The sequence below is a fragment of the Haloferula helveola genome (assembly GCF_037076345.1).
Classification (GTDB): domain Bacteria; phylum Verrucomicrobiota; class Verrucomicrobiia; order Verrucomicrobiales; family Akkermansiaceae; genus Haloferula; species Haloferula helveola.
The window spans coordinates 5,246,475-5,265,186 of sequence record NZ_AP024702.1 but is presented as its reverse complement, the minus strand read 5'-3'; the positions used below and the strand labels follow the sequence as shown (position 1 = coordinate 5,265,186).

The 18,712-nt window shown below is 61.7% G+C and carries 16 protein-coding genes and 1 tRNA gene; 11 read left to right on the top strand and 6 right to left on the bottom strand.

The features are described from left to right. Positions 1 to 77: 77 nt before the first annotated feature. From HAHE_RS20065 to HAHE_RS20055, 3 genes are read left to right on the top strand one after another with little or no spacing between them, the layout of a single operon-like run. Complete coding sequence (locus HAHE_RS20065) at positions 78 to 611, top strand: rhodanese-like domain-containing protein (protein WP_338687002.1); 534 nt, start codon at positions 78 to 80, stop codon at positions 609 to 611. Positions 612 to 623: 12 nt separating this feature from the next. Beyond that, positions 624 to 2,054, top strand: coding sequence for an MBL fold metallo-hydrolase (locus tag HAHE_RS20060; protein WP_338687001.1), 1,431 nt, complete (start codon positions 624 to 626; stop codon positions 2,052 to 2,054). Next, a complete protein-coding gene (locus HAHE_RS20055) occupies positions 2,051 to 2,794 on the top strand; it encodes a sulfite exporter TauE/SafE family protein (RefSeq protein ID WP_338686999.1) in 744 nt (247 codons plus the stop codon). The genes HAHE_RS20060 and HAHE_RS20055 overlap by 4 nt, the downstream gene beginning before the upstream one ends. Positions 2,795 to 2,816: 22 nt before the next feature. On the opposite strand, the gene HAHE_RS20050 is transcribed toward HAHE_RS20055, so the two are convergent. Then, on the bottom strand, positions 2,817 to 4,460 hold the full coding sequence (locus HAHE_RS20050) for an FAD-dependent oxidoreductase (RefSeq protein WP_338686998.1): 1,644 nt from the start codon (positions 4,458 to 4,460) through the stop codon (positions 2,817 to 2,819). 95 nt (positions 4,461 to 4,555) lie between these two features. Further along, positions 4,556 to 5,431, bottom strand: coding sequence for a hypothetical protein (locus HAHE_RS20045; protein WP_338686996.1), 876 nt, complete (start codon positions 5,429 to 5,431; stop codon positions 4,556 to 4,558). Positions 5,432 to 5,586: 155 nt separating this feature from the next. Here HAHE_RS20045 and HAHE_RS20040 point away from each other — a divergent pair. The 3 genes from HAHE_RS20040 to HAHE_RS20030 all read left to right on the top strand — a co-directional run bounded on the left by HAHE_RS20040 (position 5,587) and on the right by HAHE_RS20030 (position 6,897). Continuing rightward, positions 5,587 to 5,663 (top strand) — tRNA-Met (locus HAHE_RS20040). A 141-nt stretch (positions 5,664 to 5,804) separates the two neighbouring features. Beyond that, positions 5,805 to 6,536, top strand: coding sequence for a hypothetical protein (locus HAHE_RS20035; RefSeq protein ID WP_338686994.1), 732 nt, complete (start codon positions 5,805 to 5,807; stop codon positions 6,534 to 6,536). A 79-nt stretch (positions 6,537 to 6,615) separates the two neighbouring features. Continuing rightward, positions 6,616 to 6,897 carry a hypothetical protein gene (locus tag HAHE_RS20030; RefSeq protein ID WP_338686993.1) on the top strand — a complete coding sequence of 94 codons (282 nt, stop codon included), beginning with the start codon at positions 6,616 to 6,618 and terminating at the stop codon, positions 6,895 to 6,897. A 4-nt stretch (positions 6,898 to 6,901) separates the two neighbouring features. On the opposite strand, the gene HAHE_RS20025 is transcribed toward HAHE_RS20030, so the two are convergent. Further along, the gene (locus tag HAHE_RS20025) at positions 6,902 to 8,449 is read right to left on the bottom strand and encodes a glycogen synthase (RefSeq protein WP_338686991.1); all 1,548 of its coding nucleotides are present in this window, start codon (positions 8,447 to 8,449) and stop codon (positions 6,902 to 6,904) included. A gap of 124 nt (positions 8,450 to 8,573) precedes the next feature. On the opposite strand from HAHE_RS20025, the gene HAHE_RS20020 reads away from it, so the two are divergent. From HAHE_RS20020 to HAHE_RS20010, 3 genes are read left to right on the top strand one after another with little or no spacing between them, the layout of a single operon-like run. Further along, positions 8,574 to 9,905, top strand: coding sequence for a dipeptidase (locus HAHE_RS20020; RefSeq protein ID WP_338686990.1), 1,332 nt, complete (start codon positions 8,574 to 8,576; stop codon positions 9,903 to 9,905). A gap of 33 nt (positions 9,906 to 9,938) precedes the next feature. Continuing rightward, on the top strand, positions 9,939 to 11,618 hold the full coding sequence (locus HAHE_RS20015; protein WP_338686988.1) for a glutamine--tRNA ligase/YqeY domain fusion protein: 1,680 nt from the start codon (positions 9,939 to 9,941) through the stop codon (positions 11,616 to 11,618). After that, the gene (locus HAHE_RS20010) at positions 11,615 to 13,243 is read left to right on the top strand and encodes an NAD+ synthase (protein WP_338686987.1); all 1,629 of its coding nucleotides are present in this window, start codon (positions 11,615 to 11,617) and stop codon (positions 13,241 to 13,243) included. Before HAHE_RS20015 ends, HAHE_RS20010 begins: the two co-directional genes overlap by 4 nt. An 18-nt stretch (positions 13,244 to 13,261) precedes the next feature. Here the strand turns inward: HAHE_RS20010 and HAHE_RS20005 are convergent, their stop codons facing one another. From HAHE_RS20005 to HAHE_RS19995, 3 genes are read right to left on the bottom strand one after another with little or no spacing between them, the layout of a single operon-like run. Next, complete coding sequence (locus HAHE_RS20005; protein ID WP_338686985.1) at positions 13,262 to 13,645, bottom strand: DUF3293 domain-containing protein; 384 nt, start codon at positions 13,643 to 13,645, stop codon at positions 13,262 to 13,264. Next, entirely contained in the window at positions 13,645 to 14,658 is a 1,014-nt protein-coding gene (locus tag HAHE_RS20000; protein WP_338686983.1) for an aldo/keto reductase, read from the bottom strand. The genes HAHE_RS20005 and HAHE_RS20000 overlap by 1 nt, the downstream gene beginning before the upstream one ends. Before the next feature lie 11 nt (positions 14,659 to 14,669). Further along, positions 14,670 to 15,920, bottom strand: coding sequence for a M48 family metallopeptidase (locus tag HAHE_RS19995; protein ID WP_338686981.1), 1,251 nt, complete (start codon positions 15,918 to 15,920; stop codon positions 14,670 to 14,672). 81 nt (positions 15,921 to 16,001) lie between these two features. Between HAHE_RS19995 and HAHE_RS19990 the strand changes: the two genes are divergently transcribed. Then, the gene (locus HAHE_RS19990; RefSeq protein WP_338686980.1) at positions 16,002 to 16,619 is read left to right on the top strand and encodes a hypothetical protein; all 618 of its coding nucleotides are present in this window, start codon (positions 16,002 to 16,004) and stop codon (positions 16,617 to 16,619) included. Positions 16,620 to 16,666: 47 nt separating this feature from the next. Then, the gene (locus HAHE_RS19985; RefSeq protein ID WP_338686979.1) at positions 16,667 to 18,673 is read left to right on the top strand and encodes a penicillin-binding transpeptidase domain-containing protein; all 2,007 of its coding nucleotides are present in this window, start codon (positions 16,667 to 16,669) and stop codon (positions 18,671 to 18,673) included. Positions 18,674 to 18,712 lie beyond the last annotated feature (39 nt).

Below are 18,712 nucleotides of genomic sequence, written 5' to 3'. Positions count from 1 at the left end.
CATTTGCGCAAGTATAATTATATGGTTATAGAAGGTGCGTGGACTGCGGGTTCCGCCAGTCTCGAATTCTACCAATCATGAAGATCCAACCGAAACAACTGAAGGACGAGATCGAACAGGGGGGTGTCACGCTGATCGACGTGCGGACACCTGCCGAGTTCGGCGAAGTGCACATTGAAGGATCCCAACTGATGCCGCTCGATCGGCTCAAGGCGGACGAGGTGAAGGGCGATTCCTGCGTTCTTGTATGTCGGTCCGGAAAGCGTGCAGCGCAGGCGAAGGAAAAGCTCGAGTCGGCCGGGTGCGGGAACCTACGGGTGCTCGAAGGAGGAGTGACCGCATGGGAGGCGGCGGGCTTGCCCGTGAACCGGGGGAAGGCCGTGCTCTCATTGGAGCGGCAGGTGCGCATCACCGCCGGCGTGCTGGTCCTCATTGGGGTGATTTTGGGCACGTGGGTGCATGCCGGCTTCTACGGCTTGGCCGCATTTGTCGGTGCCGGTCTGACCTTTGCGGGAATCACCGACTGGTGCGGAATGGCCATGCTACTCGCGAAAGCCCCGTGGAACCAACGCGGTAGCCATTGCGGAGATTCTACGGCCTGTTCGGTCTAACCCCTTGCCGCCATGTTCCTGCGACAAATCACGGATTCCTCTCTGGCGCAAAACGCCTATCTCATCGGATGCCAGCGAACCGGTGAGGCGGTTGTGATCGACCCGGAGCGCGATGTGGATCGTTACATCCGTATCGCGGAGGAGAACGACCTTCGCTTGAGTGCGGTCGCCGATACCCACATTCATGCGGACTATCTGACCGGGGCCCGTGAGCTCATCGAACGGCACAAGGCCAAGGGTTATCTCTCCGCAGAGGGTGGAGAGGAGTGGCAGTTCGAATGGGCCAAGGGCCAAGAAGGTGTGACCCTTCTCCATGACGGCGATTCCTTCCGCGTCGGCAATATCGAGATCAAGGCGATCCTCACTCCGGGCCATACGCCTGAGCACATGAGTTTCCTTGTGATCGACCATGGCAGTGGAGCGAAGGAGCCGATGGCGATCCTCAGTGGCGACTTCATCTTCGTTGGAGACGTGGGCCGCCCTGATCTACTTGAGAGCGCAGCCGGTCAGGCGGGCGCGATGGAACCCTCGGCGCGAGTGCTGTTCGAGAGCCTTCGCCGAACTTCGGAACTCCCCGGATTTCTTCAGGTGCTGCCTGCCCATGGTGCGGGCAGTGCGTGTGGCAAAGCCCTCGGCGCGGTTCCGACCAGCGTGCTCGACTACGAACGCCGTCACAACGCGGCGTTCCGGCTCGCGCTGGAAGGGGAGGAGAACGAATTCGTCGGCACGATCCTTGATGGACAACCCGAGCCTCCTCTTTACTTCGCACGCATGAAGCGCGACAACCGCTCGGGTCCCGCGCTGCTGCCGGATGGGAAACTTCCGGAACCTTCCCGAATTCAGGCCGGAGATTTGGCAAATTGGATCGGAGCGGAACGACGGACCATTCTGGATCTGCGACGGGATCGGGCAGCGTTTATGGAACGGCATCTCCAAGGCGCGCTCTTCGCACCTATCGGCGGAAGCCACTTCTCCTTCGCCGCCGGGTCCTATGTGGATGAGGACGACGAAATCCTGCTTTTGGTCGAAGACGACGAGGATGTCGATCAGGCCGTCCGGGAGTTGGTTCGGATCGGGCTCGACCGGGTCGTCGCATGGATACCCGTTGTGGAGGCATTGAAAGACGACGCGCTCGCCCAGCGGATCCGACGGATCCCGACCAGCGAGCTCGCGAGCTCCATGGATGCCGATGAGGGAAGCTCCGTCATCGATGTCCGAGGGGCGGGCGAACACGCAGCCCGGCATGTGAAGGGCTCCATCAATGTCGCCCATACCCGGCTGGCTGCCCGTCTTGATGAGGTTCCCTCCGAAGGCACCCTGTTGGTTCATTGTGCAAGCGGGATGCGTGCGTCCCTAGCGGCGGCCTATCTCGCGAGCACCGGCCGCGAGGTCGTCCATGTCGACGGGCCGTTCGGAGAGGTACCCGACGCAGTCATGGAATGAATCCGCTTGCGATAGCGGGAGCGGTCGCCATCGGGCTTTCGCTCGGGCTGACTGGCGCCGGGGGGAGTATCCTGACGCTCCCCGTTCTGGTGTATTTCGCCGGGCTGCCGCCGAAAGAAGCGGTGGGCGTGAGTCTCTTCATCGTCGGAGCCGCCGCACTGGCAGGTGCGATCCAGAGATGGCGCTCGGGCGAGTTCCACGGCCGGGCAGCGCTCATGTTCGGTGCGGCAGGAATGGCGGGAGCCGCCGTCGGCGCACGCTTCACTGGTATGGTGTCGGAGAAGGCTCTCATGGTGAGCTTCGCCGTGCTGATGTTGGTGGTCGCCGTTCGGATGTTGAAGGGCCGTACTGGTGAGGCCGAGCCCGAGCCCGACTGCCGTCCGGGACGCTGTCTCGTGGCCGGCACCGGAACCGGTCTGCTCACCGGTTTCATCGGCGTAGGGGGTGGATTCCTGTTGATGCCTGCCCTGATGCGCTACGCCCGGCTGCCGATCCGTACCGCGACCGGGACCTCACTGGCCGTCATCTCCGTCAATTCGATGGTGGGATGGCTTTCCCATCTGCCGACCAGCGGTGGCCACTGGTCCGTAACGGCTCTCTTCGCCGCCTTGGCAATTGTCGGAACGTTGGCAGGAAAGGCGCTATCGGCCAAATTGCCAGCGAAGCGGCTGAAGCAGGGGTTTGCGGGGCTGGTTCTGGTGGTAGGCATTCAGGTCCTGTGGAGGTCGGTGATTTCCTGATCACGGCAATCCGGTTTCGCTCTCAATCGTTCGGGCGTGGTGCCTGATGATGGGCGCCGCCAAGGATACTGCGGGCATCGTAGCCATGGTTGGCGAGGATGCGGGCGGCGAAGTAGCTTGTCTTGCCCATCTGGCAAACGGTGTAGACCGGCTTCGACTTGTCGATCTCTCCGAGACGGCTCCGCAAGCTTGGAAGGGGAATGTTGACCGAATCCGGCACCGGCAAGGCGGCAGCAGCGGCGGCCGGGCGCACATCGACGATCACGTGTCCTTTCGCTTCCTCAAGTGTCTGGACGGGAACAAGGAACCCATCGCGGATGTTGGTGGCGGCAAAACCGGCGGTGTTGATGACATCCTTCGCGCTACCGAACGGTGGTGCGTAGGCGAGTTCCAGGTGGACGAGATCATCGATAGTCAGACGACCCCGGATGGCAGTCGCAAGCACGTCGAGACGCTTGTCGACACCGTCCCGCCCAACCGCTTCGCCACCAAGAATTCGGCCATCCTCCGGCGACCAGAGCAGTTTCAGTGTGATCGTTTCCGCTCCCGGAAAATAGGAAGCGTGCGAAGGACCGTTTACCGTTACGGCCTTGTAGCGAATGCCAGCGGCCGAGAGTCGCTTCTCGCTGGCTCCCGTGACACCTGCCTCCAAACCGAAGACCCTCACGATCGAAGTGCCGATCGACCCCGGATACGGGAGAGCCCGATCCCCAAGGAAGATGTGATCCGCAGCCGTGCGGCCTTGCCGGTTCGCGGGTCCGCCGAGAGCGATTCCGACATGCCCGCCGACAAGGGGATCGGGAGACTCACAGACATCACCGACAGCATACACGTCTGGCGCGCTCGTGCGTTGGAACGAATCGACCGTGATGTGTCCTCTCGGTCCGAGTTCAATGCCCGCAGCTCGCGCGAGGTCACTTTCCGGCCGAACACCGATGGAGAGGATCACGAGATCGCATTCCACACTCCGGCCACTGCCGAGTTGCGCGACGACGCCGGAGTCGGAACGGGCAAAGCCGTTGATGCCGTCGCCGAGGATCAGTTCGACTCCATGATGCCGGAGCTCACGCTGAAGCGGCCGGACCATCTCGGCATCAAGCTGTGGAAGCACCTGCGGCTGCAACTCGACCAATACGACTTCCTTGCCAAGGTGGGCGAGTTGCTCGGCCATCTCCAGACCAATGAATCCTCCTCCCACAATTCCGACCTTTCGGGTTTCGGGCATGGCGGACATGATGCGGTCCATGTCCTCCAGATTCCGCAGGGTCAGAATCCGCTCGTTGTCGATTCCTGGGATCGGTGGGCGGAGCGGCGAAGCGCCCGGCGAGAGGATGAGCTGGTCGTAGCCGATCGATGACTCGGTGCCATCGCTCAGCGACCGCAGGGTGACGCTTCGCGCGTTCGGATCGATGGCGGTCGCTTCGGTAAGCGTCAGCACCTCAAGGTTGAGAAGTTGCCGCAGGGAGTCGGGTGTCTGTAGCGCGAGTTCATCGCGATCGGAAATCTCGCCACCGATGTGGTAGGGGAGTCCGCAATTCGCGAACGAAACATCCGGCCCTCGTTCGATGACCGTGATTCTTGCGGTCTCGCTGTGTCTGCGTGCGCGGGCTGCGGCGGAAGCTCCTCCGGCAACACCGCCTATGATCACGATATGCTTCGAATCCATGTCTGCCATTGGAGATTGGTATCGCGGTGTCCGCAACACCTCAGGCACCGGTCAATGGATCCGGAGAGCATCCCGCAGGATCTGCGCAGGGGTACTCAGATTCCCGCCGGCTCGACAGCCTCCGAATCGGTGCGAACGTCCGCGGACACTTCCAAAACCGATGAGATCGAGTCGATCAGGCGTTGCCGCAGCGGAGCGGCGGCAACGGAGAGGCGGCGTTGCTCGGCTTCGTATGCCTTTCTGCCATCGGGCGATTCGATCGGAATGGCTTCGAGGCCGAATTCCGAGAGATCGTAAGGACTTGCGCGCATGTCCACTTCCCGCAATTCGGCAGCAAGCTCGAAGCAGTCGAGAACGAGTTCCGATCCGACCCATGGCAACGACTTGGAAGCCCACTTGTAGAGGTCCATATTGGCGTGGATGCACCCCGGTTGCTCCAGTTCGATGCGGCGATCAAGCGACGGCTGACAGCGATTCATTGCCCCGGCGGACGGATGGAAGAATCGGAAAGCGTCGAAGTGGGTGCAGGTCAACGGGCGGGATCTGACGACCTCGTCGATCTCGATCTGGGAAAGGCGGAGCGGACACGACTCCCGATGTCGCACATTCTCACCGGTGTAGATCATCGCCCACTCGTGCAGGCCGTGGCATCCGAAGTGCGGGTCTCGATCGCGCGTGGCGACAAGCAATTCAAGAATCCACTCAAGACGCATTTTCTCGGTCTTGCTCAGCCTCGGCTCCATCCGGAGCACGCCACCCTTGCTTACGTACGGGGCAGTCCGGAGCCACTCCGGAACTTCACCGGAATCTTCGAGCGTTTCGTCGATGCTCGGATGCCACTCCTCGAGTTTCTTCAGCGAGAGAAAGTAGTAGGTGAAGAGGAAATCCTCGACCGGATGCTTGATGCCGCGGGCTCGACGATTTCGCGCAGGAACGGTCCAGCGACGCGCACGATCGCGATAAGATTCCATCCGTTCCAGCCATGCGCTGGCGGGGAGCCGGGGACGCGAGCATCCCGGAATCGGCTGGTTGGAATTCATCGGCATACTTCTCCCAAAAAAGGTCTTGCGTCGGATGCGGCTGCGCGTAGTCTCCCGGCCCGCTCCCAAGGGAGCCACAACAAAATCGCGGGGTGGAGCAGCCAGGTAGCTCGTCAGGCTCATAACCTGAAGGTCACAGGTTCAAATCCTGTCCCCGCCACCAATGAAGGGCGTCGATCAACAGCTGGTCGGCGCCCTTCACCGTTTCAGGCCGGCCTCTTTGCTGTCTCGACCAGGGCGGGCGAATTCGATAGTGTCGGCCCTTGGCATCTCCGGCCATTTCCGCGAACCATTCCATCGAGCCATGAAGTTCCTCCCGTTGGTTTCCTCGGTCCTGATCGTCTGTCGAATTGCCTACGGTTCCGAACTGCCTGAACCGGCCTCGCTCGAGAAACTTGCGAAGGTGCCAGCTAGCCAGTTCACGAAGTCCATCAACGCTTCCGAGTCACCCGACAAGCGGTTCGTCGCAGCCGTGGGTTCGCCTGACGGGGCTGCACCAAAGTGGGTCAAGACCCATCATGGTCCGAAGGATGTCTCTTATGTTCTCGAGTCGGTCGAGGGGCATTGTCGGAACTACTTGGTCGATATGAAAACCGACCGGGTGACCGCCATTCTTGAGGCCGAGCACTTCGGCACGGGCACCCAATACAACCATGAGTCGGCCTTGCATGCATGGTCCGCCAACGCGCGGTGGCTTATCGAGATCCAATCGTGGAAATGGGCAACCGGACCCTGTTCGCTCCACCGGATCAACGAGGCAGGTGGCATAGTGGCAAGTTACGACCTGATGACGACCGCTCGTGAGGCGGTAGCCGCCGAGCTTGCCAAGAAGGGAATCAACTCCGCTGAGGACTATGCGGTTTCGGTTCCTTCCGCGGAGGTTTCAGATGGAGGATCGATCACGCTGGAGGTCACGGGTGAAGTCCCCAAGGATCCCGACACACCCTTTGTGAGCCTCTCCGTCAGAGGCGCCGCCACGTTGGGCGCCAACAAAGATTTGTCGGTGAAGATCACGGGCTCGAAGCCTATGGAGTGAGCGCCCGGGGTCATTTTGAACGCGCCATATCGGCAGGAATCCCTCGCTTCAGACCTTCCGGGGATCTACGACTTGGGCCGTGAAGAAGCGCCGAGCAAGCCAGTGGGAAGTCGATAAGGCGACCGCCGCAGGGATTCTCAAGGACCGCGGAATGCGCCGACGGGCACTCGGTGGATTCGCGACTGCCATGTTGGCAATGTTCGCGATCGGGCTATGGGCGATTGACGGATGGCTGGCCGAGTCCGTCTGGCGGTTCGCCATCTACTGGCTGTTCTGCGCGGGACTCGCGATGTTCGTGATGCTGTTCGCCCTCTTCGACGCGCTGTCCGTGATCAAGGAGGAGCGGGACCGGAGCGAGTGAGTGCTCAAACGGCAGGCTCGGGAGTCCCGCAAACCGTCCGACCGAGGATCTTCTCGTAGGTTCGGATATACTCGGCGGCAGTCGCAGTGTGATTGAAGCGGCTCTTGGCCTCACGCATCACCCGCTGGATCTGGGCTTCCTTCACTTCGTAGGGCATCCGGAAGAACTGGATCGCCTCATCGATCGCCCACTGAAGTCCGCCTGAGTCGAAGACATCGAACAGGAAGCCGTTGCCCCGGTCGGCACCGACGTCGAGGCGCTCGACGGTATCGTGGAGGCCGCCGGTATCGTGAGCGATCGTCATGGCACCGTACTTGGGAGCAATCATTTGCGGCAGGCCGCACGGCTCGAAGGAAGACGGCATCAGGACGAAGTCGGCAGCGGCATAGCCGAGGTGCGACAGGCCCTCATCGAAGTCACAGACCCCGACACGGTCCTCGAGCCCGTGGGTCTTCACGATGTTGTGGAAGTGCTCCTGGTAGTTGCCGCTGGCGATCACCGCAACCTGAAGGAGATCTGCTTCGTAATCCTGGATGATCTTGTAAAGAATGTCGGTCAGGAGTTGGCAGCCCTTCTGGACCGGATCGAGCCTCGAAGGCCAGAAGAGGAGAGGGGAGTCCGGTGCGAACTTGAGTCCGAGTTTCTCCTGCAGGCGGATCTTGTTCGCCCGCTTGCCGGCCATGACCGTGTCGACCGAGAAGTGATCCTGAATGTAGGTGTCGCGCACCGGATTGAAGGCGGAGTCCGGAGCATTGAGAATCCCGGTCGCACAGCCCGCGTCACACTTGGCCCACAGCTCGTGGCGGATGTGCCCGGGAATGTGCTGATGGCGGCCGTCCACCACCTCGCTGAGGAAGGTGGGGCTAACCGTGTTGACGTGATCGGCGGCGAAGATCCCGCTGTTCAGCAGATCAACCGGATTATTGTCGCGGCTTTCCTCATAGTTGTAGGGCGGGCGCGAGTAGTAGAGGTGCTGCCAAAAGTCGGCGGCGTCGATTCCCCGGTCCTCGATCTCGTCGAGGGTCATCCGTTCGGTGTGGATGTTGTGGACCGTGAACAACGACTTCATTCCGAAGCGCTTGGCGACGGCTGGGATCAGGCCGGTCATCCAGTCATTGCAGTGGACCAGCTGCGGCCGGACCTGGGGAAGGATGTGGTTGATCACCTCCCGCTGGAATGCGAGGGCGATCCGATGGTTCTCGGAAGCGCTGTAAACACGGGCGCGGTGGTAGAACACTCGATCCTCAGCGAGGTGGATCCGCTGCTCGGGAAGCGCCCGGCTGACCTTGTTGTATTCCAGTTCGTGGACCTGCGCGACGTCGAGGTGGAACATCCGCCGGTAGTTCGGCAGCGCGACATGGACGTCGGCACCCTGATCGTGCAGCGCCTGGACCAGTGAGGCCGAGACGTCGGCCATCCCTCCGGCCTTCGCGGACATCCGCTGCGCGAGGTTGCCCATTCCCGGGGGCAGGTAGGTGATCTCGGGAGTGACCACCAGAATCCGCGGGCGCGATTCGGAGTCAGCTTGGGGGGGTGGATTCTCTCTCGCCATGGATGGTCGGCCTCAGGATAAAACCGGGACAGGGTTTCGGGAAAGGCGAATCCTTGTCCATCAACGCCTTTTCACGTCTTGCTTTCGCCTTGCCGGTTGGCAGGGGCGGGGGCATGGATGGCGCATGACTTCCGAGCTCGAGCAGCTGTTCGAATTTCTGCGTTTTCCAAGCATCTCCACCGACTCCTCCCATGCCTCCGACGTGAAGGCCTGTGCCGAGTGGCTGGTGGCCAAATCGGAGAGTCTCGGCCTGACTGCCGAGCTTCATGAAACCCCCGGATTCCCGGTGGTGATCGCCCGGAACGAGCACGTTCCGGGCCGTCGCAACGTCCTGATCTACGGGCACTACGACGTTCAGCCGGTGGACCCTCTGAACCTGTGGGATTCCGCTCCATTTGAGCCCGAGATCCGCGACGGCCGGATTTGGGCGCGCGGCGCGACCGACAACAAGGGCCAGATGCTTGCCCACCTCCTGGGTGCAGGGAAGACGATCGCCGAGAAGGGCGACCTGCCAGTGAACCTCACTTTCCTGTTCGAGGGCGAGGAGGAGATCGGCAGCCCGAATCTTGCCCCCTTCCTCCGGGAGCATGCTGATGATCTGGCCTGTGATGTGATCGCGGTCTCGGATACCGGCATGGTGGCACCGGGTGTGCCGACCTTGGGCTACGGCCTGCGCGGCATCACTTGCTGCGAGATCTTCGTGCGTGGGCCCGCCCGCGACCTGCACTCCGGCCTGTTTGGTGGTGCGGTCACCAACCCGGCGACGGCTGCCGCGCGCATCATCGCCAGTCTTCACGACGAGTCCGGCAAGGTGGCGATCGAGGGCTTCTACGACGACGTCAGGGAGCTGGAAGACTGGGAGCGCGAGATGTGGGCGAAGGTTCCGGGCGTCTCCGCCGATGATTTCCTGCGGGTCACTGGCTCGCCGAATCTGTTTGGCGAGGACGGCTACTCCGCGGCGGAGCGTACGTGGGCCAGACCCACTGCCGAGGTCAATGGCATGGGCGGGGGGTATCAGGGCGAAGGTTCGAAGACCGTGATTCCAGCCGAGGCGATGGCCAAGTTTTCGTTCCGCCTGGTCCCGGACCAGGACCCGGTCGACATCATGAAGAAGGTCGAGGCACACCTGCAGAGCCACTGTCCTCCGGGTGTCAGCGTCGAGGTGATGCCAGGGCACGATGGCAAACCCTATCACGCCGATCCGCACGGGATCTATGGCAAGGCCGCCCAAGATGCCCTGCGCAGGTCTTTCGATGCCGAGCCGGTACTGATTCGCGAGGGTGGAAGTATTCCGATCGTCCAGGATTTCCGAGAGATCCTCGGAGCCGACACCTTGCTGCTCGGTCTCGCTCTCTCCGACGCTCAGATTCACTCACCGAACGAGAATTTCCCGGTCGAGAACTTCGAGGCCGGAATCCGCCTCAACCAAGCTCTCCTGGAAGAGCTCGGCAAATAGGCATCCATTTTTTCCGCCAGACTACCGATTTCCATGACCGACAAGGTTCACAAGAAACTCGATTTCATTCGCGAGATCATCGCCGAGGACCTCTCCTCCGGCAAACACGAGACAACGATCACGCGCTTTCCGCCCGAGCCGAACGGCTACCTGCATATCGGCCACGCCAAGGCGATCTGCCTGAACTTCGGAATCGCCCGCGAGAACGCCGCGACCGGGGCCCGGTGCCACCTTCGCTTCGACGACACCAACCCGTCCAAGGAAGAGGTCGAGTACGTCGAGAGCATCAAGGCCGATGTGGCGTGGCTGGGATTCGATTGGGGCGATCACCTCTATTTTGCCAGCGACTACTTCGAGTTCTTTCATGACTGCGCCGTGGCGCTGATCGAGAAGGGCCTCGCCTACGTCGACGAGCAGACTCCCGATCAGATCAAGGAGACAAGAGGGTCGTTGACGGTTCCCGGAACCGAATCGCCCTACCGGAACCGTTCGGTGGACGAGAACCTCGAACTGTTCGCGAAAATGCGGGCCGGCGGCTTCAAGGATGGTGAGGCGGTGTTGCGGGCGAAGATCGACATGGCTTCGTCCAACATGGTGATGCGGGATCCCGTCATCTACCGGGTCATGCATACCGCCCACCACAACACGGGCGATGCCTGGTGCATCTATCCGATGTATGACTTCGCGCATCCGCTCGAAGACGCGAAGGAGCACATCACGCACTCGCTGTGCACGCTGGAGTTCGAGATCCACCGACCATTCTACGATTGGACTGTCGAGAACTGCCCGGTGCCGTCGCGCCCGAGACAGATCGAGTTCGCGCGGCTGAACCTCAACTACACCGTGATGAGCAAACGCAAGCTTCTCACGCTGGTGAAGGACGGCCATGTCAGCGGCTGGGATGATCCCCGGATGCCGACGCTCAGCGGCATGCGGAGGCGTGGCGTTCCGCCCGAGGCGATCGTGCGATTCAGCGAGCGTGTCGGCATCACCAAGTTCAAGGGTACGACCGATGTTGCGCTGCTCGAGTTCGAGATTCGTGACTACCTCAACAAGGAGGCGCCACGAAGGATGGCGGTGCTTGATCCGGTCAAGCTCGTGCTCGTGAACTACGAGGAGGGACGCAGCGAGGACGTCGAAGTCGTGAATAATCCGGAGAAGCCCGACGAGGGATCGCGGAAGGTTTCGGTTTCCCGCGAGCTCTGGATCGAGCGCGACGACTTCATGGCCGACCCGCCGAAGAAATTCTTCCGCCTCGGACCGGACCGCTATGTGCGGCTGCGGGGTGGCTACATCATCAAGTGCGTGGGATTCGAAACGGGGCCGGATGGGGAAGTGACCGAAATCCGGTGCGAGTATCTGCCGGACACGATCGGCAAGGACGCGCCGGAAGGCGTGAAGTGCAAAGCTGCGATTCACTGGGTGTCGGCCGAGTTCGGCCGTGAGGCCGAGGTGAGGCTGTACGACCGGCTGTTTACCGACGAGAACCCCGATGCGGCCGAGGGCGGATTCGTCTCGGTAATGAATCCCGACTCGCTGAACACGATCACGGCTTGGGTCGAACCCTCTCTTGCCGACGAATCACCCGAATGGCGCTGCCAATTCGAGCGCATCGGATATTTCGTGGCAGACCGATTCGATCATGTGCCGGGCGAGAAGCCCGTCTTCAACCGTACCGTCGCGTTGCGCGATTCGTGGGCCAAAAAGGCATGAAGATCGGGATCGCACAGATCAACTCGATCGTTGGCGATTTCCCCGGGAACGCGAAGCGCATCCTTCAGGCCTACCGCGAATGCCTCGACCAGGGCGCCGAACTGGTCGTCACACCGGAAATGGTGCTCGCGGGCTATCCGCCACGGGACCTGGTGTTCAAGACGCGCTTTGTGCCCGATTGCCTTCAGGCTCTCGACTACCTCGCCAGCGAGGTTCGCGAAGTTCCGCTTCTGGTCGGGTATGTCGACCGGAACGATCAATCAAAGCGCGGAAAGCCGTTCCGCAACGCCGCCGCACTTCTCGCTGATGGCGAGGTTCGAGCGAAGGTCTGGAAGACGCTCCTGCCAACCTACGATGTCTTCGATGAACGTCGCTATTTTGAGGAAAGCGAAGAGTGCGTTCCGATCGAATGGAATGGGATCCGGCTCGGTGTGACGATTTGCGAAGACATCTGGACCGACGAGTATCTTCAGCGACCGTTTTACGATCGTGATCCGGTCGAGGAACTGGTGAAGGCCGGGGCGGACATCATCCTCAATCTTTCCGCCTCGCCGTTCCATGCCGGAAAGCCGACGATCCGTAGGGAGATGCTTTCTTCGGTGTCCGAGGAGCATGGTGTTCCGGTCGTCTACTGCAACGCCATCGGAGCGAACGACCAGTTGGTCTTCGACGGGCACTCGCTTGTTATAAGTGGCGCTGCCGTTGTGGAGTTGCCAGGCTTTGTCGAGCACTCCGTGGTCATCGACACAGACTCGTTCGATGCAAGCGCCTGTCCCGCGGCGCCGGAGGCCGAACAACTTTGGAGCGCCCTTGTCACCGGCCTTCGGGACTACGCTGGCAAGACAGGCTTTTCGACCGTGTGTCTCGGCCTGAGCGGCGGAATCGACTCTGCGCTGACGGCGGCTGTCGCTGCCGAGGCGCTTGGGGCGGAAAACGTCCACGGCATGACGATGCCGAGCCCCTACTCGTCGGGCGGGAGTGTCGACGATTCGATGTCCCTCGCTCGGAACCTCGGGATCCGCTGCGACGAAGTCCGCATTGATGACATCTTCGCCGAGGTCAAAAAGACCATGGCGCCGCTCTTTGTCGGCGAGAAAGAGGACGTCACCGAAGAGAACATGCAGGCGAGGATTCGCGGCCTGCTGTTGATGGCGCTTTCCAACAAGTTCAACCACCTGCTCCTGACGACTGGAAACAAGAGTGAGCTAGCGGTTGGTTACTGCACCATCTACGGTGATATGTGTGGGGGGCTCGCCGTCATCTCCGACCTCCCCAAGACCAAGGTTTACGAGGTCTGCCGCTGGCTGAATCGTGAGCGTGAAATCATCCCGTGGAACACCATCGAGAAACCGCCAAGCGCGGAGCTGAGACCTGACCAGAAGGATCAGGACACGCTGCCGCCGTATGACATCCTCGACGGAATCCTCGAGGCCTACGTCGAACGTCATCAGTCGATCGACGAGATCATCGCCTTGGGCTATGAGGAAGCGACGGTCCGATGGGTGGCGCGTCGCGTCGATCTCAACGAGTGGAAGCGCCAGCAGGCGGCTCCGGGGATCCGGGTGACCTCCAAGGCATTCGGGATCGGCCGCCGAATGCCGATCGTGCAGCGGTTTCAGAGCTGACTGACCGGACGGACGATCCTATCGGGTTCGCTCCGAGAGGCATCCGAGCGTTTCTGCATGGCCATCGCTGCATCGGACCAGCGCCAGCCGACCATCGACGATCCACCACAGGGCGCGTTGGTCGAATTCACGTGCGATCGAAAGCGCGCGCTCACGGGTGGTTTCCACGGCCCAGCCGGACTCGGCGTGGGAGTCGTCGGGTGATGATCCGATCGCGCGCCGGTGGGGCAGCCCGAACTCAGCCAGAGTGCCTCGCAGAGCCTCGTCCGCAGCCGCATTCTCCGCATCACCGGCCGCTCGGTCCATCGGATTGAAGGCGGTAATGATCGCGAAGTCCCCGCCGGGAACTCCGTCGGGGAAGTCGAATATCGTCGAGTAGTAGCACTCGGGAAAGCCGCGCATCACTCGGCCTCCTTGTCAGGATCCGGAGGTGCGATCTTGTCGATCCGTTTCAGGACGTCCTTGCCGAGCGGCGCCAAACTCAGGGCTCGGAGCGAGTCGTCGAGTTGCTCGACCGACCGCGCTCCGATGATGGCGGACGTGACGGCGGGTTGGTCCACGACCCATCGCAAAGCGAGGTGATGGAGTGGCATGCCGAGCTCGTTCGCGAGATCATTCAGCTGCCGGATCTTGTCGAGCTGCGCTTCGACCTGTTCCGGCTGGAGGAATCCTTCGGGCCTCGCCGCTCGTGAGTTTTCCGGGATGCCATCGGCATATTTCCCCGTGAGCATTCCCTGGGCGAGGGGACTGAAAACGATCGACCCGATGCCTTTCTCCATGAGCATCTCGTGAATCCCCCGTGCCTCCGGCCAGCGATTGAGGATCGAATAGGGGGGCTGATAGATCAGACACGGCACCCCCTCGTCCTCGAGCATGCGGATCGCCTTCTTGAGCTTCTTGGGCGGGTATTTGGAAAGCCCCACGTAGAGGGCCTTGCCCTGGCGCACCGCCGTCACCAAGGCGCCGATCGTTTCCTCCAGAGGGGTCGAGGGGTCGGGGCGGTGCGAGTAAAAGATATCTACGTAGGAAAGTCGGAGCCGCCGAAGCGATTGGTCGAGAGACGACAGCAAATGCTTGCGAGATCCCCACTCGCCGTACGGGCCGTCCCACATCAGATGCCCGGCTTTGGTCGAAATGATGAGTTCGTCGCGGTGCCACGCGAAGTCTTCGGCAAGGCAGCGTCCAACGTTCTCTTCCGCGCTTCCCGGAGGCGGACCGTAGTTGTTGGCCAGATCGAAGTGGGTGATCCCGCGGTCGAAGGCACGTCGCAGGATCGCGCGGACGTGATTCTGGTCATCGACGTGCCCGAAGTTGTGCCAGCAACCGAGCGAGATTACCGGGAGCTTGAGGCCCGAGACGCCGCATCGGCGATACGGCATGCGTCCATCGTAGCGATGGGGATCGGCGGAGTACATGGCGGATTGGTTCACTGGGATTGGAGGGCGCGAAGCCTTTCGAGCAACGGTGGATGGGAGTAATCAAGAAGAACCCGGAGGCGGTGGGGTGTCAGGTTGGAAAGGTTATTCGCCGAGAGTTTCTTGAGGGCCGTGACCAGATCTTCCGGATGCCCGGTGACCTTCGACGCGAAGGCGTCCGCCTCGAATTCGTGGCGTCGCGACCAAGCATTCGAGAGCACCCCGAGCAGGCGGCTGACGGGTGAGAACAGAATACCGAAGAGCACCAGTCCGACAGCGGTCGAAATCGTGCCGACTCCAAAGGCATCGAAGAGCTCACGGGCGAACGCGCCGTCCGGATCGACCGCGAGGCCGAGCAAGAAGAACAGAATGCCGCTTTGCACGATCGAAACCGCCATCCGTTGGATGATGTGCCGGCACTTGAAGTGCCCGATCTCGTGGGCGAGCACCGCGACCAACTCACCTTGGGTCTGCTCCTTCACGAGGGTGTCGTAGAGCGCGATGCGTTTCGTTTTCCCGAATCCTGTGAAGTAGGCGTTGGCCTTGGTGGAGCGCTTCGATCCGTCGATTTCGGAGATCTCGGCCAATGGAAACTCGCACTTCACCGCCATCCTCTCGATCGCGGTCCGGAGTTCTCCCTCGGGCATCGGAGTGAACTTGTTGAACAACGGCAGGATGGCGGTAGGGGCGATGTAGGTGACGAAAAGCTGGAAGCCGCTGAAGAGCAGCCACGCCCAGAGCCACGCATGCGGCACGCTGTCGAAGATCCACAGGATGCCGGCAATCAGCGGGGCGACCAGGATCAGCATCAGGAGCAGACTCTTGAACTGGTCGGCGACGAATACCCCGGGAGTCGTCCGGTTGAACCCGAACTTCTCCTCGATCACGAAGGTCGAGTAGATCGAGAGAGGCAGATGGATCAGATAGTGCCCGATGAAGATCAGACCGAGGAAAAGCAATCCTGCGAAGATGCCATCGCCCGCCCACGCGCGGGTGAGGGCGTCGAGCCAACCGAAGCCGCCAATGAACCAGAAGCACAGAAGAGTGAAGAGGGAGACGATGGACTCGATGATGCCAAATCGCGCGTTGGTCCGCGTGTAGTCCTGGGACTTGGCGAAGCGCCCGTCATCAAAGACGTCCTTGAACTCGTCCGGGGTCTCGGGTTCGAGCGCGCGGATGTTGAGAAGGGTAGCGACAAAGTCGAGATTCCAGAGCAGGAGGAGGGCGACAAGGAGAGTGATGCCGATCGCGTTCGGTTCCATGGGTCGGGTCAGGATGCATCGCGATCCGGGGAGGGCAAGTGCTGGCTGGCATTCCTTCGGGATCTCCCGAAACTTACCTTCATGATTCGCGCGGCCGTGCTGCTCGTCCCCTGTCTACTGGCTCTCTCGTCGTGCATGGGCTTGCGAGCGACCAAGCACACCTACGCATCGGGTCCGTCCGCCGATGTCGGAGGGGCCCGGGTTCGGCTCGGATTCCGGCCGGAGGGAACCAAAGGCCCGTCTTTCATGATGAGCGCGATGGTGGTGGGGGGAGGTGTCGCGACTCTTGATGGCCCTTTCCGATGGCGGGTCGAGGCCTTGGGTGAGACCGGCCGACATGAGTCGCTCGTCGTCCACCGCATCCGCACCCGCACTTCCAAGACCGGCCGTGACGAGTGGTTCCCCGCGGGCGAGCTGGGCCGGCGGGCGGAGTTCCGGGCCCTCAAGGGCAAGGAAGGGGTGGTGAGGGCCCGATATCCGATTCCGGGGCTGCTCAAAGTCATCCCGGAGGAGGACGGCGCGCTCGACGTTTGGGTGGATGTCGCGGTTTCCGGGCCAGAGGGAACTCGCCGGAAGACCCTGCAATTCCGCATGGATCCTACGGTGAAGAGCCAGAATGAGGTCGTTTTCCTGCCCGTGGAGATCGCCCGGAGCATCGGAACCGACCCTGCCGACTGGGAGGATTCGATGTGGGATTGAGCGTTGCCCGCGCCAGCTTCAAGGTCTAGATTTGCAAAGTTCCTGCTGTGCTTCGATTCCTCCTCAATCCGCTGCTCGCCGCGCTGATCACGATTTCAGCGAGTGCGCAGAGCGTCCCGGTGGCCGCCAACGGTGCCGAGCCGAATCCCGGCCCGGTGGCTGGCGCGGACGATGCCGCTATTTTCAATCGGAAGAACGCGCGGATCATCAGCCTGAAAATTCCCGCTCCGCGCGGACCGATCATCGACCGTGAGGGACACCCGTTCGCCCAAAACCGGGTCGCTTACCAACTGGCCGTCCAGTACGAGCAGTTTGAGAACGAGGATCGTGCGGCAGTCATCGCGTGGGGCAGGCAACGGGTGGAACTTGCCAAGGCGTTTTACGAGTCAGTTAGGGAACCAACCGACGACGAACTCTACGAGCACTACCGCCACCGCCGGTGGTTGCCGTTCTACATCAGTGAGCCGCTCGATCCTGAGACGGCAGAGGGCTTCCGGTCCAAGTTGACCCGGGGACTGGAACTGATGGCGGTCTACGAACGCTATTACCCAGAGAAGTCGCTGGCCTCTCACATTGTCGGTTACACCGGAAGCGTCGGCAAACTGCCCACCGGACCGATCAATCTGAACGAGCCGATGTGGGAACTCTCCGAAGGCAGGGCAGGCTTCGAGAAGATCTTCAACAACGAGCTCGAAGGGCAACCCGCGACGCTGCGTCTGCTTTTCAACGAGGAGGGCGAGATGCTCCTGCGGGAGCAGAAGGGGCAACCCCGGGCGGGCGGCGCGGTCGTCAGCACGCTGAACATGCGCTGGCAGAAGCGGGCCGAGAAGGTCCTCGACCAGCACTCGAAGAGAGGTGCCATGGTGGTGATCGATGTCGCCACCGGCGAGGTGCTGGTCCTGGCGTCCAAACCCGGGTTCGACCTCAACCAGTGGATTCCCGGAATCTCCGAGACCGAGTATGCGAAGCTTCGGGAGGACCCGGACAAACCACTCTACGCGCGGGCCTTTCAAGGCGTCTATCCGCCTGCTTCGAGCTTCAAGCCGATCATCGCACTGGCAGCACTCAACGATGGAACGATCAACGAGCGCACGACCATCAACTGCCCCGCCTACGTGAGCTACGGCAACCACAAGCTCTGGAACTGGTCGAAGTCCCCGTATGGCGATCTTTCGGTGATTCCCGCGATCAAATGGTCGAACAACCCGTGGTTCGCCCAGGTGGGCAACCGGGTCGGTTCCGGCACCTTCCTTTCGCTGGCCAGGCGGCTCGGCTACGGCACCACAAGCGGTCTTGACCTGATCGGCGAGGAGTCGGGCCTGATGCCGACCCCCGAATGGGTCCGCAAGACCTACGGTCGACCCATCACCGAGGGTGACGCCGCCAACTGGTCGATCGGCCAAGGCGCGGTGCTGGCGACACCTCTGCAGGTCGCCCAGGCGATGGCCGGTATCGCAAACGGCGGAGCACTTCCGAAGCTGCACCTGATGATGCAGGTTCAGGATTCCTATGGTCGTGTGATCCGCACCGCCCAACCCGAACGCCGGCACTGGCTCGGTGTCGATGCCGAAGCCATCCGGATTGTGAGGGAGGGAATGCGCCAAGTCGTCGATGGCGGCACCGGCCGCAGTGCGGGGCTTTCCTGGACAGAGGTCTGCGGCAAAACCGGAACCGGCCAGTGGGGCCCGGAGCGCAAGAAGCAGGGTGTTGCTTGGTTCGCCGGTTTCCTGCCCGCAGAGGAGCCAAGGCTCGCCTTCGCCTGCCTCTACGAAGGTCGGCCAGGCGAGAAAGTCAGCGGCGGCCGCAATGCCGCCCCGATGGTTCCGGCCTTCTTCAATTCGTTCCGGGATGAGATCAAGGAGATGGTCGAACCGGCTCCGAAAGCGCTGCTGGTCGTCGACGAGGTCGAGGCCCAGGAGAACGAGGAAGGCGTCCTGAGGGCGATCCCGGTGAGCCCCTTGGAGCTGGAGGAGTTCGAGCCCGATGAGGCCGATATCCCGCGGGCTCTACCGGTCGATCCGACCGAGCTTGAGGAGCTCGAGGAGGGTCCCTGAGACGCGGCATCCGGCGAGTCGGGAGTTTCCGCGCTGGAC